Here is a 20,648-nt window from a genome sequence, read left to right as displayed (position 1 = left end):
CCGGAGGAGAGGAAACGAACCGTGAAGTACATGCTGTTGAAGACCTACGGACCTACCGCCTACTGCGACACACCGATCGACCAATGGTCCCCGGAAGAGATCCAGGCGCACATAGACTTCCAGCGCGCGCTGGGTGCGCAGCTCGCCGAGTCGGGCGAGTTGGTGGACGCGCAGGGGTTGGCCGCGCCGAGCGAGGCACGGGTGGTCAGTTCGGACGGGCGCTCGGCGCCGGTGATCACCGAGGGACCGTTCCCGGAGACCAAGGAGTTCCTGGCCGGGTACTGGATCGTCGACGTGGACGGTCCCGAACGGGCCTACGAGATCGCCGCGCAGGCCTCCGCAGCACCCGGCCCCGGCGGCAAACCGATCGGAGAGTACATCGAAGTTCGCGCGGTGATGGGCGCCCCTGCCACCGAGCAATGAGCGACCGGCGTGCGGTGCCCGACGACACACCGCTCCCGGCGAGCACCGAGGACCTGCTGCGCACACTGGCGCCGCAGGTCCTCGGAACGCTCGTCCGCCGGTTCGGCGATTTCGACACCGCCGAGGACGCGGTGCAGGAAGCCCTGCTCGCGGCCGCGACACAATGGCCCGACCAGGGCATTCCCGAGCATCCGCGGGCCTGGCTGACCCAGGTGGCGCAGCGACGCATGGCCGACGCGGTGCGCGCGGAGGTGGCCAGGCGGCGCAGGGAAACCACCGCTTTCGACCGCGAGGTGACCGACGCCGTCCCGGTCGACCACGACGACACGCTCACCATGCTGTTCCTGTGCTGCCATCCGGCGCTGGCCCCTGCCGCCGCCATCGCACTCACGTTGCGCGCGGTCGCCGGGCTCGGCACCGAACAGATCGCGCATGCCTTCCTGCTGCCGGAAACGACCATGGCGCAAAGGATCACGCGGGCCAAGAAGAAGCTGGCCACCGTGCAGCGGCCTTTCGCGCGGCTCGATGACGCGCAGTGGCGCGAACGGCTCGGCGCGGTCCTGCACGTGCTGTACCTGATCTTCAACGAGGGACACACCAGCAGCTCGGGGCCGGCTCTGCAACGCACGGATCTGGCCGACGAGGCGATCCGGCTCGCCAGGGCGGTGCACCGGCTGCTGCCCGAGGACCCGGAGGTCACCGGGTTGCTCGCGCTGATGCTGCTCACCGATGCCCGCCGTGCCGCCCGCATCGGCGCGCACGGCGAGCTCATCCCCCTGGCCGAACAGAACCGCGCGCTGTGGGATCGGGCACTGATCACCGAGGGAACCAGGCTGATCACGGGCACGCTGACGGGCGGCCTGCGCGGGCCGTACCAGATCCAGGCCGCCATCGCGGTTCTGCATGCCCAGGCCGCCCGCCCCGAGGACACCGAGTGGGCGAAGATCCTGGCGCTGTACGACCGGCTCGAGCAATGCACCGACAACCCGATGGTGACGCTCAACCGAGCGGTGGCACTGGCGCTGGTGTCGGGGCCCGAAGCCGGTCTCGCGCTGGCCGGGACACTCGACGACAAGCTGGCGGGCACGCACCGGCTCGACGCGGTGCGCGGCCATCTCCACGAGATGGTCGGCGACGTCGACGCGGCCATCGCTTGGTATGCGAAGGCCGCCGCGCGAACCACCAGCATCCCTGAACGCGACTACCTCACCATCCGCGCAGCGCGGCTACGTCACGCCACGCGCACCGATCTCCCCCGGTAACCCGGAGAAGCTCCTCCGCAATTCACTCGGCTCCCAGATGTTTCGCATGGGGGCAGCGTGCGAGGCCTCAGGCGAGAATCCGCGGCCCACCCGAGGCGCGAGCGGCAACTATGCGGAGAGCAGCAGTGCATACGCGCGCGTCACGGCTGCTTCGGCGGCGTGCCGGGGCAGGGCGGAGCGAATTGCCGACCACAGCGAGGGCAGACTACGCGGTGTGGCAGACAAACACAGTGCGGGCGTCCTGCTGTTTCGCCGGAGTTCGGGCGGCACCGTCGAGGTTTTGCTCGGACACATGGGCGGGCCGTTCTGGGCGCGAAAAGACCTGGGGGCGTGGTCGATTCCCAAGGGTGAGTACGAGCCGGAGACGGAGGACGGGCGCGCCGCGGCGGCCCGTGAGTTCGCCGAAGAGCTGGGAGTGCCCGCTCCCGCCGGTGCGTGGCTGCCACTGGGCGAGGTGCGCTACGGCAGCGGCGCGGGCAAGAAGATCCTCACGGCGTGGGCCGTGGAGGGCGATCTCGATCCCGCGGACGTAGTGCCGGGAACCTTCCAGTTGGAGTGGCCGCCGCGCTCCGGCCGGTTGGTGGAGTTCCCGGAGATCGATCGCGCCGAGTGGTTCGATCCGGCTACCGCGCGGGACAAGCTGGTGGCGGGCCAGCGGCCCTATCTGGACCGGCTGACCGAGCAGCTGGCGGGCTGACCCGCCGCTACGCCCAGGTCCGGCCGGTGATGAGCTCGTAGGCCTCCACGTACTTCTGCCGCGTCGCCGCGACGACATCGGCGGGGATCTCCGGGCCGGGCGGCTCCTTGTCCCATCCGGTGGAGGTGGCCCAGTCGCGGACGAACTGCTTGTCGAACGAGCGCTGCACGCGACCCGGTTCCCATTCGGCGGCGGGCCAGAAACGCGAGGAATCGGAGGTGAGCACCTCGTCGCCGAGGGTGAGGACATCGCCGTCCCAGCCGAACTCGACCTTGGTGTCGGCGACGATGACACCGCGTTCGGCGGCATGCGCGGCGCCGCGGGTGTAGATGTGCAGGGTCAACTCGCGCAGCCGCTCGGCGACCTCGCGACCCTCCTGGTTCACCACGTCGGCGAAGGTGATCGACTCGTCGTGTCCCTCGGACGCTTTGGTGGTCGGCGTGAAGATCGGCTCGGGCAGCTTGTCGCCCTCGCGCAGCCCCGGCGGCAGCGCCACCCCGGACACCGTGCCCGTCCGCCGGTATTCCGCGAGACCCGACCCGGTCAGGTAGCCGCGGGCGATGCATTCCACCTGCACCATCTTCAACGGCTTGACCCGGATGCCGCGGCCGGCGAACTCGGCGGGCACGTCGATGGCGGAGACCACGTGATTGGGCACGTCGGTGAAGTACTCGAACCACCAGTTCGACAGCTGCGTCAGCAGCGCGCCCTTGTCCGGGATCGGCGTGGGCAGCACCACGTCGTACACCGACACCCGATCGGAGGCGACCAGCAACAGCGTGTCGCCGTCCTCGTACAGGTCACGCACCTTCCCGGCGTGCACATGCTTCAACGTCGAGCCTCCGAATCCGTGATGGTCTGCACCAGGCACAATACCGCCGCCCCTTGGGCCGGCCCGGTACGCCGTCCACCTGCTGCGCTCGGCCGCTGCCCCGGACGACCCGGGTTACTGGCGTTGGCCGGAAAGTCCCGCGCGACCGGCCGCCCTTTGATGGCATTGTGGGTGGCGCACGTGCCAGTTCTTCGACCACGAAGGAGCCTTATGTCCGCACCCAACCTCACTCGTGAACAGGCGATCGAACGCGCCTCGACGGTGTCGGTCGAGAACTATCGCATCGAGCTGGACCTGACCGACGGGGCGGGCAAACCCGGCGAGCAGACCTTCTTCTCGCGCAGCACCGTCACCTTCACCGCGACGCCGGGGGCGAGCACGTTCGTCGACATCGTGGCGCGCGGCGTGCGATCGGCGGTGCTCAACGGCGCCGCGCTGGACGTCTCCGGCTACGACGAGTCGACCGGGATCGCGCTGAACGATCTGGCCGAGCGCAACGAGCTGGTGGTGGAGGCCGACTGCGAGTACTCCAATACCGGCGAGGGCCTGCACCGGTTCGTCGACCCCACCGACGACGCCGTCTACCTCTACTCGCAGTTCGAAACCGCCGACGCCAAGCGGATGTTCGCCTGCTTCGACCAGCCCGACCTGAAGGCCACCTTCGACCTCACCGTCACCGCGCCGACGGACTGGCAGGTCGTGTCCAACAGCGCCGTCGTGGAAACGCTCGCGCCGCAGCCGGGAAAGCACGTCTTCCGCACAACGCCGAGAATGAGCACCTACCTGGTCGCGCTCATCGCGGGGCCGTACGCGCAGTGGACCGATGTCTACACCGACGAGCACGGCAGCATCCCGCTGGGTCTCTACTGCCGCGCCTCGCTGGCCGAGTACATGGACGCCGAGCGGCTGTTCACCGAGACCAAGCAGGGCTTCGGCTTCTATCACCGCAATTTCGGCGTCCCCTACGCGTTCGGCAAGTACGACCAGCTGTTCGTGCCGGAGTTCAACGCCGGTGCGATGGAGAACGCGGGCGCGGTGACTTTCCTGGAGGACTACGTCTTCCGGTCCAAGGTGACCCGCGCCTCCTACGAGCGTCGCGCGGAGACCGTGCTGCACGAGATGGCGCACATGTGGTTCGGCGACCTGGTCACCATGAAGTGGTGGGACGACCTGTGGCTGAACGAGTCCTTCGCCACCTTCGCCTCGGTGCTGTGCCAGTCCCAGGCCACCGAATACGCCAACGCGTGGACCACGTTCGCGAACGTGGAGAAGTCCTGGGCCTACCGGCAGGATCAGCTGCCCTCCACGCACCCGATCGCGGCGGACATCCCGGATCTCGCCGCGGTCGAGGTGAACTTCGACGGCATCACCTACGCCAAGGGCGCCAGCGTCCTGAAGCAGCTGGTGGCCTATGTGGGTTTGGAGCCGTTCCTGGCCGGGCTGCGCGCGTACTTCGCCGAGCACGCCTACGGCAACGCCACGTTCGACGATCTGCTGGCGGCGCTGGAGAAGTCGTCCGGGCGGGATCTGTCCACCTGGGGCGCGCAGTGGCTGAAGACCACCGGCCTGAACATCCTGCGTCCGGACTTCGAGGTGGACGCCGACGGCAGGTTCAGCTCGTTCGCCGTACTCCAGGAGGGCGCCCAGCCGGGCGCGGGTGAGCGGCGCGTGCACCGGCTGGCCATCGGCGTCTACGCCGATCAGGACGGAAAGCTGGTGCGCACCAAGCGCGTCGAGCTCGACCTCGACGCCACCGACCGCACCGAGGTACCCGAGCTGGTCGGCGTGCCGCGCGGCCAGTTCGTGCTGCTCAACGACGACGATCTCACCTACTGCTCGGTCCGGTTGGACGCCGACTCGCTCGACGTGCTGGTCAACCGCATCGCCGACATCGCCGAGCCGCTGCCGCGCACGCTGGCCTGGTCGGCGGCCTGGGAGATGACTCGCCAAGCCGAGTTCCGTGCCCGCGATTTCGTCGCGCTGGTGCAGCGCGGAGTCGGCGCCGAGACCGAAATCGGCGTGGTGCAACGCCTTCTGATGCAGGCCAACCTCGCGCTGGGCAGCTACGCCGACCCGGCCTGGGCCGATGCCACCGGCTGGCCGGACTACGCGAACCGGCTCCTGGAGCTGGCTCGCGAAGCCGAAGCGGGCTCCGATCACCAGCTGGCCTTCGTCAACGCGCTGACCGGCGCGAAGCTGTCGGACTGGCACACCGAGGTGCTGCGCGAGCTGCTCGACGGCGACCCGGCGAAGGTCGGACTGGCCGGACTCGTGGTGGACACCGACCTGCGCTGGCGGCTCGTGTCCGCGCTCGCGGCGGCGGGCGAGATCGATGCCGACGGACTGGAAACACCCGTCATCGACCAGGAGCTGGCAGGCGACCCCACCGCTGCGGGCAAGCGTCAAGCGGCCGCGGCCGCGGCGGCGCGCCCGATCGCCGAGGTGAAGGAACAGGCGTGGACGACCGTGATGCGCGACGACTCGGTGCCCAACGTCACCGCCCGCTCGATCGTCGGCGGCTTCGCGCCGCCCGGACAGGGTGACCTGCTCGCCCCCTACGTGGAGCGGTATTTCGCGGAGATCCCCAGCGTCTGGGAGCGCCGCTCCAGCGAGGTCGCCCAGACCGTGGTGGTCGGCCTCTACCCGCAGTGGGCGATCAGCGAGGACGCGGTGTCCGTCGCCGACAAGTTCCTCGCGGGCGACCACCCGCCCGCCCTGCGCCGCCTGGTCAGCGAGGGCAAGGCGGGCATCGAGCGCTCCCTGCGCGCCCGCGCCTTCGACGCCCGGTCGTAAACGAAACCGGCGCGTCCACCCCGTCGAAGGGGTGGACGCGCCGGGTTACGACCTACCTCCCGATGGCCGCGGCCATCACGCGGACCGCCGAGACCAGGCCGTCGATCAGCTCGCCCTGCCGGAACGAACTCAGCGCCGCGGTGACGCCGAGCTGGCAGACGCGATCGTTCGCGCGGTCGGCGACCTCCCGGCCCGCACGCACCTCGATCGCCTTTTCGTTCGGCGAGACGGCGATGAGCACCGAGTGCGCCGCCTCGGGTGTGCCGGGGAAGAGGGCGTCAGCGCCCGCGGCCGGGTCCTCGCCCAGATCGCCGATGTAGACGTTGAAGCGCACCTTGGTCGCGCGGGTCGCCTCGGTGAGCACGTTGTCCATCGTGAGCCGCTCGTGGTCGTTGAACGGCGCTTCCTTGAACACGTCGCCCGCCTCGTGCACGCCGGAGACGCGCCCGCTGCTGGTGATCGCGTATCCGTGCGGCAGATCGGCTTCGACCACCGCGGGCCACTTAGAACCTGCCACTTGCCCGTCCTCCGATCAGTTCCACCTCGGTGGACTCGATGGCCGCATGCTGCCCATGCGGCGTTTCCGGAAAGTGGTGACCCGAGCCGATCACCTCTCCGGTGGCACTCCACAGCACCGGCGGCTGGGTCCACTTCTGACCGAGGGTGAAGTGGACCGGCTTCTCGCCAGGCAATGGCTTACCGAGAAACGACAATCCGGCGATGACGCCGTAGATCACCAGCGGGATGCCGGCGAAGATCAGCACTGTCTCGAGAATGCTCACGGGTCAAAGGTAGACGATCGTGTGTAGTAGTTCTGCGTCCGGTCGAACCGTTGGCCGGTCGATGTCGCCGTCGTCACGCCGTGACCTGGGCTTTCGGCCTTCCTCAGACCAACCAGGCGGTCGCGTTCGGCGGCAGCTGCCCGCCGTCGGACGGCGCGCTGGCCAGCAGCACCTCCCCCGGCGGCAGCTGGATCGGCGCGCCGGAGGCGTTGAGCACGCAGACCAGTCCGCCGGATCGGCGGAATGCCAGACAGCCCGGCGGGCTGCCGTACCACTCGATCCGGTCCCCGGTGAACTCCGGACGCAGCCGACGCAGTTCGATCGCCATGCGGTACAGCGACAAGGTGGAGCCGAGTTCCTCCAGCTGCGCTTCGACCGTCAGCCCCGCCCACTCGGCGGGAATCGGCAGCCAGGGCCTGCCGGTGGTGAACCCGAACGGCGGCTCGGCGCCCTCCCACGGCAACGGCACCCGGCAGCCGTCGCGGCCGCGCTGGGTGTGCCCGGAGCGCTCCCACACGGGATCCTGCAGCACCTCCTCCGGCAGGTCGTCCACGTTCGGCAGCCCCAGCTCGGCGCCGTTGTAGATGAACACCGCGCCGGGCAGCGCGAGCTCCAGCAGAATCATCGCCCGCGCCCGCGCGACACCGAGCGCGCCGCCGCCGTACCGGGTGACCTCGCGCTCGATGTCGTGATTGGACAGCGTCCAGGTGGGGACGGCGAAGACCGGCCCGACGGCGGCGAGTGAGTTGTCGATCGCGTCGCGGACCGCCTCGGCGCTGAACGCGGACTCGGCGAGACGGAAATTGAACGCCAGGTGCAGTTCGTCGGAGCGGACGTACTCGCCGAAGCGGGTGTTGTCGTTGACCCACACTTCGCCGATGGTCACCGCGTCCGGATACTCGTCGACCACCTTGCGAATCCGGCGGTGGATCTCGTGGACCGCGGGGTTGTTGAAGCGGGGGTCGGTGTCGTCGTGTGCGAGCAGCGCCGAGACGGCGAGCTCGGGCATGTCGGGCAGGCCGTCGGGTTTGGCCATACCGTGCGCGACGTCGAGCCGGAACCCGTCCACGCCACGGTCGAGCCAGAACCGCAGGGTCTGCTCGAAATCGGCGGCCACCTCGGGATCGGCCCAGTTCAGGTCGGGTTGCTCGCGGGCGAAGATGTGCAGGTACCACTGGCCCGGTGTGCCGTCGGGTTCGGTGATCCTGGTCCAGGCGGGCCCGCCGAAGATGCTCGGCCAGTTGTTCGGCGGCTCGGCTCCGCCGGGTCCGCGGCCGTCGCGGAAGATGTACCGCTCCCGTTCCCGGCTACCGGGGCCCGCCGCCAGCGCCGCGCGGAACCACGGGTGCTGATCGCTGGTGTGGTTGGGCACCAGGTCCATGGTGACCTTGATCCGGCGGGCGTGCGCCTCGGCGATCAGCGCGTCCATCGCGGCGAGACCGCCGAAGAGCTGGTCGATGTCGCGCGGATCGGCGACGTCGTAGCCGCCGTCGGCCATCGGGGAACGCATCACCGGACAGACCCACAGCGCGTCGACGCCGAGCAGTTCGAGGTAGCCGAGTTTGTCCCGGACTCCGCCGAGATCACCGACCCCGTCGCCACTGGAATCCGCGAAGGATCTCGGATAGACCTGGTAGAACACGGCCGACCGCCACCACGGCTGGGTGGCGCGATCCACCGGGGCAGTTACGGCTGATGCATCACTCACATCCGCAATAGTGCCAAAGCCGAACTTTCGCCGACCGCAACGCGGTCGAACGCAGCCCGGCCCGCCGCGCGAGCAGGCGTGGTCAGAACGGGGCGTTCACCAACGAATTGGCGGCCATCTCCAGGTAGTCCAGCAGCGCCTTGCGGTGCTCGTCGTCGAGGATTTCGGGCTCGATCTCCGCGACCGCGATGCGCATGCAGCGCAACCAGGCGTCACGCTCGATCGGTCCGATGGTGAACGGCATGTGCCGCATGCGCAGGCGCGGATGACCGCGCTCGTCGGAGTAGGTGCGCGGACCGCCCCAGTACTGCTCGAGGAACATCCGCAACCGGCGCTCGGCCGGAGCGAGGTCCTCCTCCGGATAGAGCGGACGCAGCACCTCGTCGGCCGCGACCTCGCGATAGAACGTCGCGACGATCCGCCGGAACGTCTCCGCCCCGCCGACCGCCTCGTAGAACGACGTCGCTGTCTGCTCGCCCGAAGTCATAGACCCTCTCGATTCACCGGATGCGCCGCTGTCCATTGTGCCCGCGGCAACGCGCGGCTGCTGTTCCGCGGCCGCTCAGCGCCGGGAAACGTCGCGGCCGGGCAGCTCTTCAGCCACAGTTAACCGGACATTGTTGGAAATCACCGTGCAATGCCCGACGTTCCATGGTCAACTGGGTGACAGTCTCTGCTCCGCAGATACCACATGATCCTGCCAATCATGAAATCGAGGTCGAGATGAAGCAGCGGCATAGTGCGCGGTCACACGAGGTGCGAGCGCACCGACAACTCCAGCCCGCCGACGTCCACAATCGTGGGTCGGGGGCTACTCCGCTGCACATCTTGTCCGAACATTATCCGGGTGGACATCGTGGCCATCACGACCATGGCCCCCGCCCCACCGCACCGCCCGCCGAGGGCACGAACTGGCTCAAGACCAGGGTGCTGCTGCTGAACGCCACCTACGAGCCGCTCACCGCTTTGTCCGCGCGCCGCGCGATCGTCTTACTCATCTGCGACAAGGCCGACGCCGTTCATCACAACGACGAGGGACCGGTGGTGCACTCCGCCGAGACGTCGGTCGCCATCCCCTCGGTGATCCGCCTGCGCAGTTACGTTCACGTGCCCTACCGCGCCCGGGTGCCGATGACCCGCGCCGCGCTCATGCACCGGGACCGCTACCGGTGCGGCTACTGCGGCGGCAAGGCCGAGACCATCGACCACGTCATCCCGCGCAGCCGGGGCGGAGAACACTCCTGGGAGAACTGCGTCGCCAGCTGCGCGCCGTGCAACCACCGCAAAGCCGACAAGCTGCTCAGCGAGCTCGGCTGGACGCTGCGATCCCCGCTGGTCTCGCCGAAGGGCCCGCACTGGCGCCTGCTGTCCACCACCGCGGAGCTCGACCCGGTGTGGTTGCAGTATCTCGGCGAAGGCGCGGCCTGATCGCTCAGGTGTACTCGATCACCAGCGTCGCCCACGTCGGCGAGGCAAGGGCTTCGAACACATGCGGCCGATCGCCTGGATAGGCGATGTAGTCGCCGGGATGTAATTCGACCGGCGCGTCGACGGGACCGACCAGCGCGCGTCCCTCGGCGAGCAGCACGTGTTCGACGACGCCCGGGATGTGCGGATCCGATCTGCGCGCATGCCCGGGTTCGGCCGTGATGCGGAACAGATCGCGCCGTGAGTTCGCCGGACCGGCGGCCAGCAGCGTCGCTCGATACTCCGACTGCTCGGCGGCGACCACCGGCCCTTCGCCCGCCCGGATCACGTGCACGTTCGGGCGCGGCGGGTCGAGCAATCGGGAGAACGGCATGTCCAGCGCGACGCACAACGCCCACAATGTCTCCAGGCTCGGATTCCCGGTCCCCGATTCCAGTTGCGACAACGTGGATTTCGCGATGCCTGCCCGGTGGGCGACCTCGCTCAACGACAACCCGGCCCTGGTGCGCTCGCGGCGCAGCGCGGCGGCGATCACCGCCTGGGGCGTCGTCGTCGCGTCCTGCTGCGTCATGCCAACAGAAAACCATATTGACGAACCGGCCTGCCATGTTCACCATAGAAAACATGCGTTCGATATGGCGAACACTGGGCCGGGACGAGGTGATGGGCATCGTGGCGGTCTGCGCCGCCGTCGGCGTCATCGGGATCTCCTACGGGGCCACCGCGGTCGGTGCGGGCTTCCCGATCTGGTTGCCGGTCCTCCTCGGGTGCGTGGTGCTCGCCGGAAGCTCGGAATTCCTTTTCCTCGGCATCGTCGCCACCGGCGGTAGTCCGATCGCAGCGGTGCTGGCGGGGCTGCTGGTGAATGCCAGGCACCTGCCGTACGGACTGTCGGTCCCCGACGTGGTCGGCACCGGCTGGCGCCGCACGCTCGGGGTGCATCTGATGAACGACGAGTCCGTGGCACTGGCCATCGCGCAGCCCGACGCGCGGCGCAAGCGGGCGGCCTATTGGGTCACCGGCGCCGGAGTGCTGCTCGCGTGGCCCAGCGGTGCGGCGATCGGAGCGTTGATCGGGTCGGTGGTCCCCGACACCGCGGCCCTCGGATTGGACGCGGTGTTTCCCGCGGTGCTGCTCGCGCTGGTGCTGCCTGCCCTGCGCGATCGCGCCACGCTCGGCGCGGCCGCCGCGGGCACCGCGGTCGCGCTGGCCAGCGCACCGTTCCTGCCCACCGGACTGCCCGTCCTGCTCGCTCTTTCGGGCGTGCTCGTCGCGGCGCGCGAACGACCGGATCCGGCCGTCCAGCAGGAAGCGCGATGATGCTGGCCGCCGGAATAGTCGCCCTCGCCGCGGGCACCTACGCGTTCCGCTGGGCCGGTCCGGCGCTGCGCGAACGAGTCCGCATTCCCGCACGCGCGGTGCGCCTGCTGGAGATCGGCGCGGTCGTCCTGCTCACCGCACTGGTCGCCGTCATGACCTTGCCGCTCGGCACGGGTGATCTCGGATTCGCCGTGCCCGCAGGAGTTCTCGTCGGCGGAGCACTCGCCTGGAAACAGCAACCCATCCTGGTGGTGATCCTGGCCGCCGCCGCGACCACAGCGCTGTTGCGCCTGCTCGGCGTCTCCTGACCAATCCGAAATCCGTTCTCGGCCAGGCTTTCCACAGTACTCATCCGGGACGGCGCCGTCCCCTCCTACCGACGGCGCCGTCCACTCCATCGATCGTTTGCGGGCAGCCATGTGATACAAGGGAATTCGCCCCGGAACCCAAACACGCAATGACCGTGCTTTCGCAGAGCACAGCAATCGCCTGACCGCGCAGCAGGATCCGTGGGTCCCCCGATCGAGTCGCCACCTGCGGGCACTGGCCGGCAAGCCCTCCGGATAGCGCACCTCGATGGCGCGCTGTCCATCGCACAAAACCGGACCGACCCAACCCCGACTGTGGATGTAGCGATCGCCTGCCATCGCAACACGTCGGCCCGGCCCTTGTTTTCGAGCGAAGCGAGACCGAGCATTCCCCGTTCGCGGCCCGGCTCGCGTCCGAGCGGCCGCCGCGCAAGCGACGAAGTCGCAAGCGGCGGTCGCTCGGACGCGAGCCACACAGGGGCCGCGAACACGCAGCGCCGCAGGCGCTGCAAATCAAACACAGCTCACTGCGGCAGCAGGGGGATTCCGCCGCCGATGCGGCGGGCAACCGAGCCGTAGCGAGCGTCCAGCCGCAACCATGTCCTGGTCGCGCGGACCCGAACGATCTCGGCGGGCGGGATGCGGCGCGGATCGGCCTTCTCGCCCGAATGCGGGATGAAATCCATTGCGGTGAGCGCGAAGACGACCCGCATCGGCACCTGTACCTGGGTGCCCGCCCCGGAAACGGTCAGCACGGCCTGGTCGAGCAGCGAGGCGGGCGGACCGTGGCTGCTGCCGTGTTCCTTCGCCAGCCGCGCACCCTGTTCGGCGAGTTCGACCAGGGTGCGCGCGGGCACGTCGTCGACATGCGCGAAGCCGTCCGCGGGCGGCAGTGCGCCACGCCAGGCGGAGTCCATCGAATATCCGAGGTCGATCGGGCTACCGGCGGCCAGCCCGGCCAGCACCAGCTCGGCGCCGACGGTCACATCGTCGACGCCGAGCTCGGCGACCACGGTGCGCACCGCCAGCGCCTCGAAACCGGTCGCCACCCATGCGGCGACATAGTGTTCCCCGCGGCGGCGCAGGCGCACCACCGCCGCGGGATCCAGACGCGCCGCCCTGGTCAGGAAGGTCGCCAGATTCTCCCGCTCGGCGGGATCGGGTACGTGCAGCACTCGTTGTTCCGTCATCACGGCTGCTCCGCCGTCACCGCTGGACGACCACCGACGCGAGGGCTCACTCCATCCACTCGGACAGATAATCGCGCTCGGCGTCGGTGAGCCTGCGCAACCGCTGCGCCCGCATGTCGAACGCCGCGATCTGGGTGGACGCCACCACCGCCGCCGGTGAATCGGGCTCGGCGCCGGAGGCGCGCACCTCGTAGCCGATGGTGAAGTCGACCGCGCGCACCTGCTCGATCCACATGGCGATATCCAGCGGCGTGTCCTCGTGCCGCAGCTGGCCGCGGTAGCGGACCCGCAGGTCGGCGAGCACGCAGCCCTCGCGCAGCGGGGCGGTCGGGCGGCCGTCCTCGAACAGCCACGGGATCCGCGCCTCCTCCAGCAGCGTCACCATGCGGGCATGGTTGACGTGCTGGAACACGTCCATGTCCGACCATCTGACGTCCACTTTGGCGTGGAAGCGTTTGGGCAGCACCAGGCTGCCCGCCGCTCTCCCGTCTCCGTGCATAGACCTCGTCACCGTGGTACCTCCGACTGAGCGCCCACCCCGCTCACCATGCTCCGCACTTGCCGCGCCGCAACCGACAGCGTGGCGAGATCGTGGGTCCCGGACTCGAACAACTCCGACAGCGCCGCCCTGGCTCGGCCGAGGCGGGACTGGTTCTTCGACTCCCAGTATGCAATCTTCTCGTCCGCCGTCTCCTCGGGGTCACCGCCGGAGAGCACGTCGAGGGTGAGCGAACGCAGCGACCCGTACATGTCGTCGCGCAACGCCAGCCGCGCCAGCGCGTGCCAGCGGTCGCCGCGTTCGAGGTGGCTGACCGCCTGCAGCAGCCAATCGATCTTGAGGTGATCGTTGAGCGCGTAGTACAGCGAGCCGACCTCGTCACCGTCCCGATCGGTGATGTCGGCGATGTCCACGATGTCCAGCAACGGGAACAGGTTGAGCAGGCCGAAGACCTCGGTGGCCAGATCGGTGGGCGCACCGCGCGCGATCAGCTCGGCGGACTGGTCGGTGAGCGTGGACACGTGGTGTCCGCGCAGCCAGCCCGGCACCTTCGGTGCGAGTACCCGCACCTCGTTGCGGTACCGGCTGATTTCCGAGCCGACCGCGATCGGCTGCGGCCGGTTGCTCAGCAGCCACCGCGACGCTCGATCCAGTGTCCGCTTGGTCTCCAGCTCGAGCAGGTCGCGCACCGAGGTCGGCGCGTCGCATGCCCGGATCCGCGTCCACATCTCGTGCAGGTCGAAGATGCCGCTGGCCGCGGCGAAGGCGCGTACCGCGTCGGTGGTGGTCGCGCCGATCTCTTCGTTCAACCGGTGCGCGTAGGTGATACCGCCGTAATCCACCATCTCGTTGGCGATCATGGTGGTGACGATCTCCCTGCGCAGCCGGTGCCGCTTGATCGCCGCACCGAAACGGCTGCGCAGCGGCGTCGGGAAGTAGTCGGGCAGCCGCGCGGCGAAGTACTGGCTGTCGGGCAGGTCGGAATCGAGCAGATCGGCCTTGAGCGACAGCTTCACGTGCGCCATCAGGTTGGCCAGCTCCGGCGATTCCAGACCACCGCCGTCCTCCAGCCTGCGCTTCATCTCCTGATCCGAGGGCAGCGCCTCGAGTTCGCGGTCCAGGCCGCGGCGCTGCTCGAGATCCTCGATGAGCCGCATCTGGACACTGAGCATCTGCGGCGCCTCGGTGCGCGAGATTCCCATCAGGAAGTTCTGCGCCACGTTGTCCCGCAGGACCAGCTGCGCGACCTCGTCGGTCATCGAGGCCAGCAGCGGGTTGCGCTCGGTGTCGGGCAGCTGTCCGCCGGAGACGACCGCGTCCAGCAGGATCTTGATGTTCACCTCGTGGTCGGAGCAATCCACACCCGCGGAGTTGTCCAGCGCGTCGGTGTTCATCTTGCCGCCGTTGCGGCAGAACTCGATGCGCCCCAGGGCGGTCGCACCGAGATTGCCGCCCTCGCCGATCACCTTGACCCGCAATTGGTTTCCGTTGACGCGGACCGCGTCGTTGGACTTGTCGCCCACCTCGGCATTGGTCTCGGTGCTGGCCTTGATGTAGGTGCCGATGCCACCGTTCCACAGCAGGTCGACCGGCGCGAGGAGGATCGCGCGAACCAGTTCCGGCGGTGCCAGCGATTCGACATCGTCGGGCAGTCCGAGCGCCGCCCTGGCCTCCGGGCTGATCGGCACGGCCTTCACCGTCCGGTCCCACACGCCTCCGCCGGTGCTGATCAGCGAGGCGTCGTAGTCGGCCCACGAGGAACGCGGCAGGGCGAACATCCGCCGCCGCTCCGCGAAGGAGACGGCCGCGTCCGGGTTCGGGTCGAGGAAGATGTGCCGGTGGTCGAACGCGGCCACCAAACGAATGTGCTCCGACAACAACATCCCGTTGCCGAACACATCACCACTCATGTCACCGACACCCACAACAGTGAAATCCTGCGTCTGGGTATCGATCTCCATCTCACGGAAGTGCCGCTTGACACTCTCCCACGCACCCTTGGCCGTAATCCCCATCGCCTTGTGGTCATAACCCGCCGACCCACCAGAGGCGAACGCATCACCCAGCCAGAACCCGTAGCTCTGAGCCACCTCATTGGCGATATCCGAAAACGTCGCCGTCCCCTTGTCCGCGGCCACCACCAAATACGTGTCGTCACCATCGCGGCGCACCACCCGAGCAGGCGGCAACACCTCACCGGTCGCCCGATCCACATTGTCGGTGATATCCAGCAAACCGGAGATGAAGGTGCGGTAGCAGGCAACACCCTCCGCACCCAACGCCTGCCGATCCGCCACCGGATCGCCAGTCGCCGCGGGCGGTTGTTTGACCACGAACCCGCCCTTGGCACCGACCGGCACGATCACCGCGTTCTTCACCGCCTGCGCCTTCACCAAACCCAGAATCTCGGTCCGGAAATCCTCCAACCGATCCGACCACCGCAAACCACCACGCGCCACAGGACCGAAACGCAGATGCACGCCCTCGACCCGCGGCGAATAGACGAAGATCTCGAACTGCGGACGCGGCCGGGGCAATTCGGCGATCTCCTGCGGTTCGACCTTCACCGAGACGTAATCGCGCGACCTGCCGTCCCGGTCCGTCACGTAGTAGTTGGTCCGCAGTGTCGCCTTGATCAAGCCCAGCATCGCGCGCAGGATGCGGTCCGCGTCCAGGCTGACGACCTCATCGATCCGACCGCGGACCTGGATCTCCAGTTCGGCGGCGTGCTCGGCGGAGACGGTGTCGGGATCGAAACGCGCCGCGAACAGGTCGACGAACAACCGCGCGATATCCGGATAGGTGAGCAGCACACGGCAGATGTTCGCCTGGCTGTACGGAAAACCGGCTTGCTGCAAGTACTTCGCATACGTCCGCAGGATGGAGACGGCCCGCCACGGCAGCCGAGCGCGCAGGACGAGCTCGTTGAGGCCGTCCGCTTCCGCGAGGCCATACCACATCGCCTCGAACGCTTCCACGAACCGTTCGCGCAGACCTCGCACCTCCGCCTCCAGCACGTCGGCGCGCTTGGAGGACTCGAGCAACTCCGCGTCCAGATCCCGGTCCAGCGAACTGCGCAGCAATTCCGGGCGAGCCAGCAGACCGAAGTCGTAGATCCACCGCTCGCCGCCCGCGCCGCCGTCGGCCGCGGTCTCCAGCTCGACCTGGTACGGCCGCTCGTCCACCACCTCGACGCCGAGACTCTGCAAGACGGGCAGCACCTGGCTCAGTGAGATGCCCCGCCCGCCGATGTAGAGGGTGAAGCGCCACAAACCCGGCTCCGAATCCGGCTTGCGGTACAGGTACTGGTCGATGCCGCCGTCCTGCAGCCGCTCCAAGCGCACGATGTCGGCGAGCGCGCGAGCGGCGGAGAAATCCTGCTTGTAGCCCTCGGGAAAGGCTTCCGCATACCGCTGCACCACGGCGGGATCGAGCACCGTCGACGTACTCACCTCGTCGTTCAGGTGGTCGTCCCAGGTGCGGCTCGCCTCGGCGAGCAGGTTCTGCAGGCGCAATCGGTTGGCTTCGGAGGTGTCGGCGGCCGGTGGCGCCTGACGCGGAGCGCCGGACTCGGCCTCCGCCATCCGCACCGTGAAATACACACGGGCCAAATCGCTTTCGCCCACTCGCGCGGAGTAGTCGATGGACACCCCGCCCAATTCGCGGACCAGGATGTCCTGCATCTCCAGCCGCACCCTGGTGGTGTAGCGGTCCCGCGGCAGGTACACCAGGCAGGCGACATAGCGGCCGTAGGTGTCCGCGCGCAGGAACAGGCGCACCTGGCGGCGCAGGCCCACGTTCAGCACGGCGGTCGAGGTGCGGCGCAGCGTCTCGGCGTCGGAGGAGAACAGTTCCGTGCGCGGGAAGGACTGGATGACCTCGAGCATGGCTTGACCGGAGAACGAATCCAGATCGAATCCGCTCGCCTCGATCGCCGAACGCACCCGGCGTTCGATCACCGGAATGTCCAAGACGTTCTCGTGCACCGCGGTGACGGTGAAGACGCCGATGAACAGATGCTCGCCGACGATCGTCCCGGTCGCGTCGAAGTCGGCGACACCGACGAAGTACGGGTACACCGAGCGGTGCACGGTGGCGGGCACCAATCCCTGGGTCAGCGTGAGCAGCGGACGGTCGCCGCCGTTGACCGGAACGTGGAAGTCGGTGCCGACGTCCGGCCGCAGCACGCCGAGGCAGGTGCCGGGCAGCGCGGTGGACGTCTCCTGCCCCTGGTCGGCGCTCAGGCGGTAGCGGGCATAGCCGAGGACGGTGAAGTTTCCCTGCGCCAGCCAGCGCAGCAGATTGGCCGTGTCGACCAGATCGGTGGCGGCGAACGGCGCCGACCCGGACCGCGCGGCCAGTTCCAGGTCGTCGGCCAGCTTGCTCTGCACGTCCCGGATGGCCTCGGTGTCGCCGATCACCTGGCGCACGTCGTCGACCACGTCCGGCACGGCGGCCTCGACCCTGGCCAGCAGCGCCGGACCGGTCGACGGATGCAACTGCACGTGCATCCAGGATTCGCGGAGCGCGCCCGCGCCGGTGCCGTCGACCTCGTGCGGCGCGGCGTGCGTCAGCCGCCCTTCCTCGTCCCGCTCGACCTCGAAGATCGGGTGGATGATCTCGCTGACGCTGACACCCATCCGGCTCAGCGACGAGCTGATCGACTCCACCAGCAGTGGCATGTCGTCGGTGACGATCTGCACCGCGGCGCCGATCCCTGACCCGTCATCAGGGTGGTACACCCGCACCAACGCGCGACCGGGGAGGCGAGTCACCGCCAACTCCATGTGCCGGCGGAAGATCTGAGTGATGCCCGTGATCGCACAGTCCACATCGCCCGCGTCGACGTGGCGGAAATACGCTTCCTCGAGCGTCGCGAGTTCGCCGCGCAGCGACTGCGGCAAACCCGCGGCCCACGCCGCGCTGGACAATTCGGACGAGACGGTCATTTTTCGCCAACTCCCTCGGATATCGGTTCCGTAACAAAGTGACGCCGGTCCGAGAGTAACTGTGCGCCGAAGACGCGCGGGTGAATTCCCTTCCGGTATCTGGGTGTTCACCACGGCCGCGGAGTTCGCCGCTCATGTGCCGAGGTCGAACGGTCGAGACCTCGGCGCCGTACAAGATCGGACCCGCGAACGTCAGGTGAGCGCTACCGGTCGTATCCGCGGCGGCAGTGGCGCCGTACCGGTACCTCGGGTCAGCTCGGCCACCGCGTCGGTGGTCCCGGCCACCGATTGCTCGAACTGCGCCTGCGCATTCACAACTCCCACCCTAGCGAGCTACGCGCGGGTAGGTGTCACTCCTGTTCCGGGTTGTCGATCAACGTTCCGGATTCCGCTTCGTCGGGCCAACCATCCAGCCGCTCAGCCGCTGACGCGGGGACCCTGCACGCCACGCCCGGGATATCAGCAAAATACCAGGCCACAGTCGAGATCCGCCCACTCCGCGCACCGCTGCCACTTATCGGCCGGAGGTCGCCTCAGCCAAAATATGGCGCCGCGAACCTATCTGATGCCAGAACCCTCGTGCCGGACAGCCTGGTCCGCTTCCGACCCACCGGTGCAGCCCGGACGGCCCGACGGCGGTGGCGATACCTGCCGCCGTCATCAGAGAAGAGAGACCCGGCGAGCGGGGATGGGTGCGGATCGGCTGCACCCATCCCGCCGTAGCCGACCTAGCCGCGAGTCAGCTTCCGGTGCGTAACCCGGTGCGGGCGGGCCGCTTCCGGGCCGAGACGCTCCACCTTGTTCGCCTCGTACGCCTCGAAGTTGCCCTCGAACCAGAACCACTTGGCGTCGTTGTCCGCGTCGCCCTCCCACGCCAGGATGTGGGTGCAGGTGCGGTCGAGGAACCAGCGGTCGTGCGAGATGACCACGGCGCAGCCGGGGAACTTCTCCAGGGCGTTCTCCAGCGAGCCGAGGGTCTCCACGTCGAGATCGTTGGTCGGCTCGTCGAGCAGGATCAGGTTGCCGCCCTGTTTGAGGGTCAGCGCCAGGTTGAGGCGGTTGCGCTCACCGCCGGAGAGCACGCCCGCGGGCTTCTGCTGGTCGGGACCCTTGAAACCGAAGGCGCTCACGTAGGCGCGCGAGGGCATTTCCTGCTGGCCGACCTCGATGTAGTCCAGGCCGTCGGAGACCACCTGCCACACCGTCTTCTTCGGGTCGATGCCCGCTCGGTTCTGGTCGACGTAGCTCAGCTTGACCGTATCGCCGACCTTCACTTCGCCGCTGTCGGGCTGCTCGAGCCCGACGATGGTCTTGAACAGCGTGGTCTTACCGACACCGTTCGGCCCGATGACACCGACGATGCCGTTGCGGGGCAGGGTGAACGACAGATCCTTGATCAGCTGGCGGTCGCCGAAACCCTTGTCCAGGTGCTCGACCTCCACCACCACGTTGCCCAGACGCGGGCCGTGCGGAATCTGGATCTCTTCGAAGTCCAACTTCCGCATCTTCTCGGCCTCGGCCGCCATCTCCTCGTACCGGCCGAGGCGGGCCTTGTTCTTCGCCTGCCTGGCCTTGGCGCCGGAACGCACCCAGGCGAGTTCTTCCTTGAGCCGCTTCTGCAGCTTCTGGTCCTTCTTGCCCTGCACCTCGAGGCGCTCGGCCTTCTTCTCCAGGTAGGTGGAGTAGTTGCCCTCGTAGGGGTAGGCACGGCCGCGGTCGAGCTCGAGAATCCACTGCGCGACGTTGTCCAGGAAGTACCGGTCGTGGGTGACCGCCAGCACGGCGCCCTGGTACTGCGCGAGGTGCTGCTCGAGCCAGTTCACGCTCTCGGCGTCCAGGTGGTTGGTCGGCTCGTCGAGCAGCAGCAGGTCGGGCTTGCTCAGCAGCAGCTTGCACAGCGCCACCCGGCGGCGCTCACCACCGGAGAGATTGGTGACCGGCTCGTCCGGCGGCGGGCAGCGCAGCGCGTCCATCGCCTGCTCGAGCTGCGAGTCGATGTCCCAGGCGTCGGCGTGGTCCAACTCCTCCTGGAGCTTGCCCATCTCGTCCATGAGCTCGTCGGAGTAGTCGGTGGCCATCAGCTCGGCGATCTCGTTGAAGCGGTCGAGCTTGACCTTGATCTCGCCGAGCCCCTCCTCGACGTTGCCGCGGACGGTCTTCTCCTCGTTGAGCGGGGGCTCCTGCTGGAGGATGCCGACCGTGGCACCGGCGGCGAGGAACGCGTCACCGTTGTTCGGCTGGTCCAGTCCGGCCATGATCTTCAGCACGCTGGATTTCCCCGCGCCGTTCGGGCCGACGACGCCGATCTTGGCGCCGGGAAGGAAGTTCAAGGTGACATCGTCGAGCACGACTTTGTCGCCGTGCGCCTTGCGAACCTTCTTCATTTGGTAAATGAACTCAGCCATAAGTGTGCAGCCTATCGGTGCGGGAAACGAGGGGACGAGGCAGAGCTACCAC

General features: G+C 68.3%; 18 protein-coding genes. 7 read left to right on the top strand and 11 right to left on the bottom strand.

Annotated elements, in window-relative coordinates:
- Positions 1–21: 21 nt before the first annotated feature.
- From ON34_RS06445 to ON34_RS06435, 3 genes are all read left to right on the top strand, one after another.
- Positions 22–423, top strand: coding sequence for a YciI family protein (locus ON34_RS06445; RefSeq protein ID WP_040775536.1), 402 nt, complete (start codon positions 22–24; stop codon positions 421–423).
- A complete protein-coding gene (locus ON34_RS06440; protein WP_051022202.1) occupies positions 420–1,685 on the top strand; it encodes an RNA polymerase sigma factor in 1,266 nt (421 codons plus the stop codon). Before ON34_RS06445 ends, ON34_RS06440 begins: the two co-directional genes overlap by 4 nt.
- A gap of 214 nt (positions 1,686–1,899) precedes the next feature.
- Positions 1,900–2,382 carry an NUDIX hydrolase gene (locus ON34_RS06435; RefSeq protein ID WP_040775534.1) on the top strand — a complete coding sequence of 161 codons (483 nt, stop codon included), beginning with the start codon at positions 1,900–1,902 and terminating at the stop codon, positions 2,380–2,382.
- A 7-nt stretch (positions 2,383–2,389) separates the two neighbouring features.
- On the opposite strand, the gene ON34_RS06430 is transcribed toward ON34_RS06435, so the two are convergent.
- The gene (locus ON34_RS06430) at positions 2,390–3,214 is read right to left on the bottom strand and encodes a phosphoribosylaminoimidazolesuccinocarboxamide synthase (protein WP_040775532.1); all 825 of its coding nucleotides are present in this window, start codon (positions 3,212–3,214) and stop codon (positions 2,390–2,392) included.
- Positions 3,215–3,424: 210 nt separating this feature from the next.
- Here ON34_RS06430 and pepN point away from each other — a divergent pair, with 210 nt between their 5' ends.
- On the top strand, positions 3,425–6,007 hold the full coding sequence (gene pepN, locus ON34_RS06425) for an aminopeptidase N (RefSeq protein WP_040775528.1): 2,583 nt from the start codon (positions 3,425–3,427) through the stop codon (positions 6,005–6,007).
- A 52-nt stretch (positions 6,008–6,059) separates the two neighbouring features.
- Here the strand turns inward: pepN and ON34_RS06420 are convergent, their stop codons facing one another.
- From ON34_RS06420 to ON34_RS06405, 4 genes are all read right to left on the bottom strand, one after another.
- A complete protein-coding gene (locus tag ON34_RS06420) occupies positions 6,060–6,524 on the bottom strand; it encodes a DUF5130 domain-containing protein (RefSeq protein WP_040775524.1) in 465 nt (154 codons plus the stop codon).
- On the bottom strand, positions 6,511–6,789 hold the full coding sequence (gene ctaJ, locus ON34_RS06415; protein WP_040775521.1) for an aa3-type cytochrome oxidase subunit CtaJ: 279 nt from the start codon (positions 6,787–6,789) through the stop codon (positions 6,511–6,513). Before ctaJ ends, ON34_RS06420 begins: the two co-directional genes overlap by 14 nt.
- Before the next feature lie 103 nt (positions 6,790–6,892).
- A complete protein-coding gene (locus ON34_RS06410) occupies positions 6,893–8,497 on the bottom strand; it encodes a glycoside hydrolase family 13 protein (protein ID WP_373291874.1) in 1,605 nt (534 codons plus the stop codon).
- 82 nt (positions 8,498–8,579) lie between these two features.
- Positions 8,580–8,984, bottom strand: a complete 405-nt coding sequence (locus ON34_RS06405) for a globin (protein ID WP_040775514.1) — start codon at positions 8,982–8,984, stop codon at positions 8,580–8,582.
- Between the two features lie 236 nt (positions 8,985–9,220).
- Between ON34_RS06405 and ON34_RS06400 the strand changes: the two genes are divergently transcribed.
- Entirely contained in the window at positions 9,221–9,925 is a 705-nt protein-coding gene (locus tag ON34_RS06400) for an HNH endonuclease (RefSeq protein ID WP_174372004.1), read from the top strand.
- A gap of 4 nt (positions 9,926–9,929) precedes the next feature.
- On the opposite strand, the gene ON34_RS06395 is transcribed toward ON34_RS06400, so the two are convergent.
- Positions 9,930–10,496: a helix-turn-helix domain-containing protein gene (locus tag ON34_RS06395; RefSeq protein WP_040775509.1), complete on the bottom strand. Its 567-nt coding sequence runs from the start codon at positions 10,494–10,496 to the stop codon at positions 9,930–9,932.
- A gap of 53 nt (positions 10,497–10,549) precedes the next feature.
- On the opposite strand from ON34_RS06395, the gene ON34_RS06390 reads away from it, so the two are divergent.
- Both ON34_RS06390 and ON34_RS06385 read left to right on the top strand, forming a co-directional pair.
- Positions 10,550–11,245 (top strand): AzlC family ABC transporter permease, encoded by a 696-nt coding sequence (locus ON34_RS06390; RefSeq protein WP_040775601.1) that lies wholly within the window; start codon positions 10,550–10,552, stop codon positions 11,243–11,245.
- Positions 11,242–11,553 (top strand): AzlD domain-containing protein, encoded by a 312-nt coding sequence (locus ON34_RS06385; RefSeq protein WP_040775505.1) that lies wholly within the window; start codon positions 11,242–11,244, stop codon positions 11,551–11,553. Before ON34_RS06390 ends, ON34_RS06385 begins: the two co-directional genes overlap by 4 nt.
- A gap of 524 nt (positions 11,554–12,077) precedes the next feature.
- On the opposite strand, the gene ON34_RS06380 is transcribed toward ON34_RS06385, so the two are convergent.
- From ON34_RS06380 to ettA, 5 genes are all read right to left on the bottom strand, one after another.
- Positions 12,078–12,743: a DUF8185 domain-containing protein gene (locus tag ON34_RS06380; protein ID WP_040775502.1), complete on the bottom strand. Its 666-nt coding sequence runs from the start codon at positions 12,741–12,743 to the stop codon at positions 12,078–12,080.
- Between the two features lie 46 nt (positions 12,744–12,789).
- Positions 12,790–13,242, bottom strand: a complete 453-nt coding sequence (locus ON34_RS06375) for an acyl-CoA thioesterase (RefSeq protein WP_051022201.1) — start codon at positions 13,240–13,242, stop codon at positions 12,790–12,792.
- 8 nt (positions 13,243–13,250) lie between these two features.
- Entirely contained in the window at positions 13,251–18,191 is a 4,941-nt protein-coding gene (locus ON34_RS06370) for an NAD-glutamate dehydrogenase (protein WP_040775499.1), read from the bottom strand.
- Positions 18,192–18,383: 192 nt separating this feature from the next.
- Positions 18,384–18,506 carry a hypothetical protein gene (locus tag ON34_RS38025; RefSeq protein WP_281032437.1) on the bottom strand — a complete coding sequence of 41 codons (123 nt, stop codon included), beginning with the start codon at positions 18,504–18,506 and terminating at the stop codon, positions 18,384–18,386.
- A 413-nt stretch (positions 18,507–18,919) separates the two neighbouring features.
- On the bottom strand, positions 18,920–20,596 hold the full coding sequence (gene ettA, locus ON34_RS06365; RefSeq protein ID WP_040775496.1) for an energy-dependent translational throttle protein EttA: 1,677 nt from the start codon (positions 20,594–20,596) through the stop codon (positions 18,920–18,922).
- Positions 20,597–20,648: the final 52 nt, after the last annotated feature.

Source organism: Nocardia pneumoniae NBRC 100136 (genome assembly GCF_000308755.1).
Classification (GTDB): Bacteria; Actinomycetota; Actinomycetes; order Mycobacteriales; family Mycobacteriaceae; genus Nocardia; species Nocardia pneumoniae.
The sequence above is the reverse complement of the archived record's forward strand: the minus strand, read 5'-3'. Positions and strand labels throughout refer to the sequence as shown.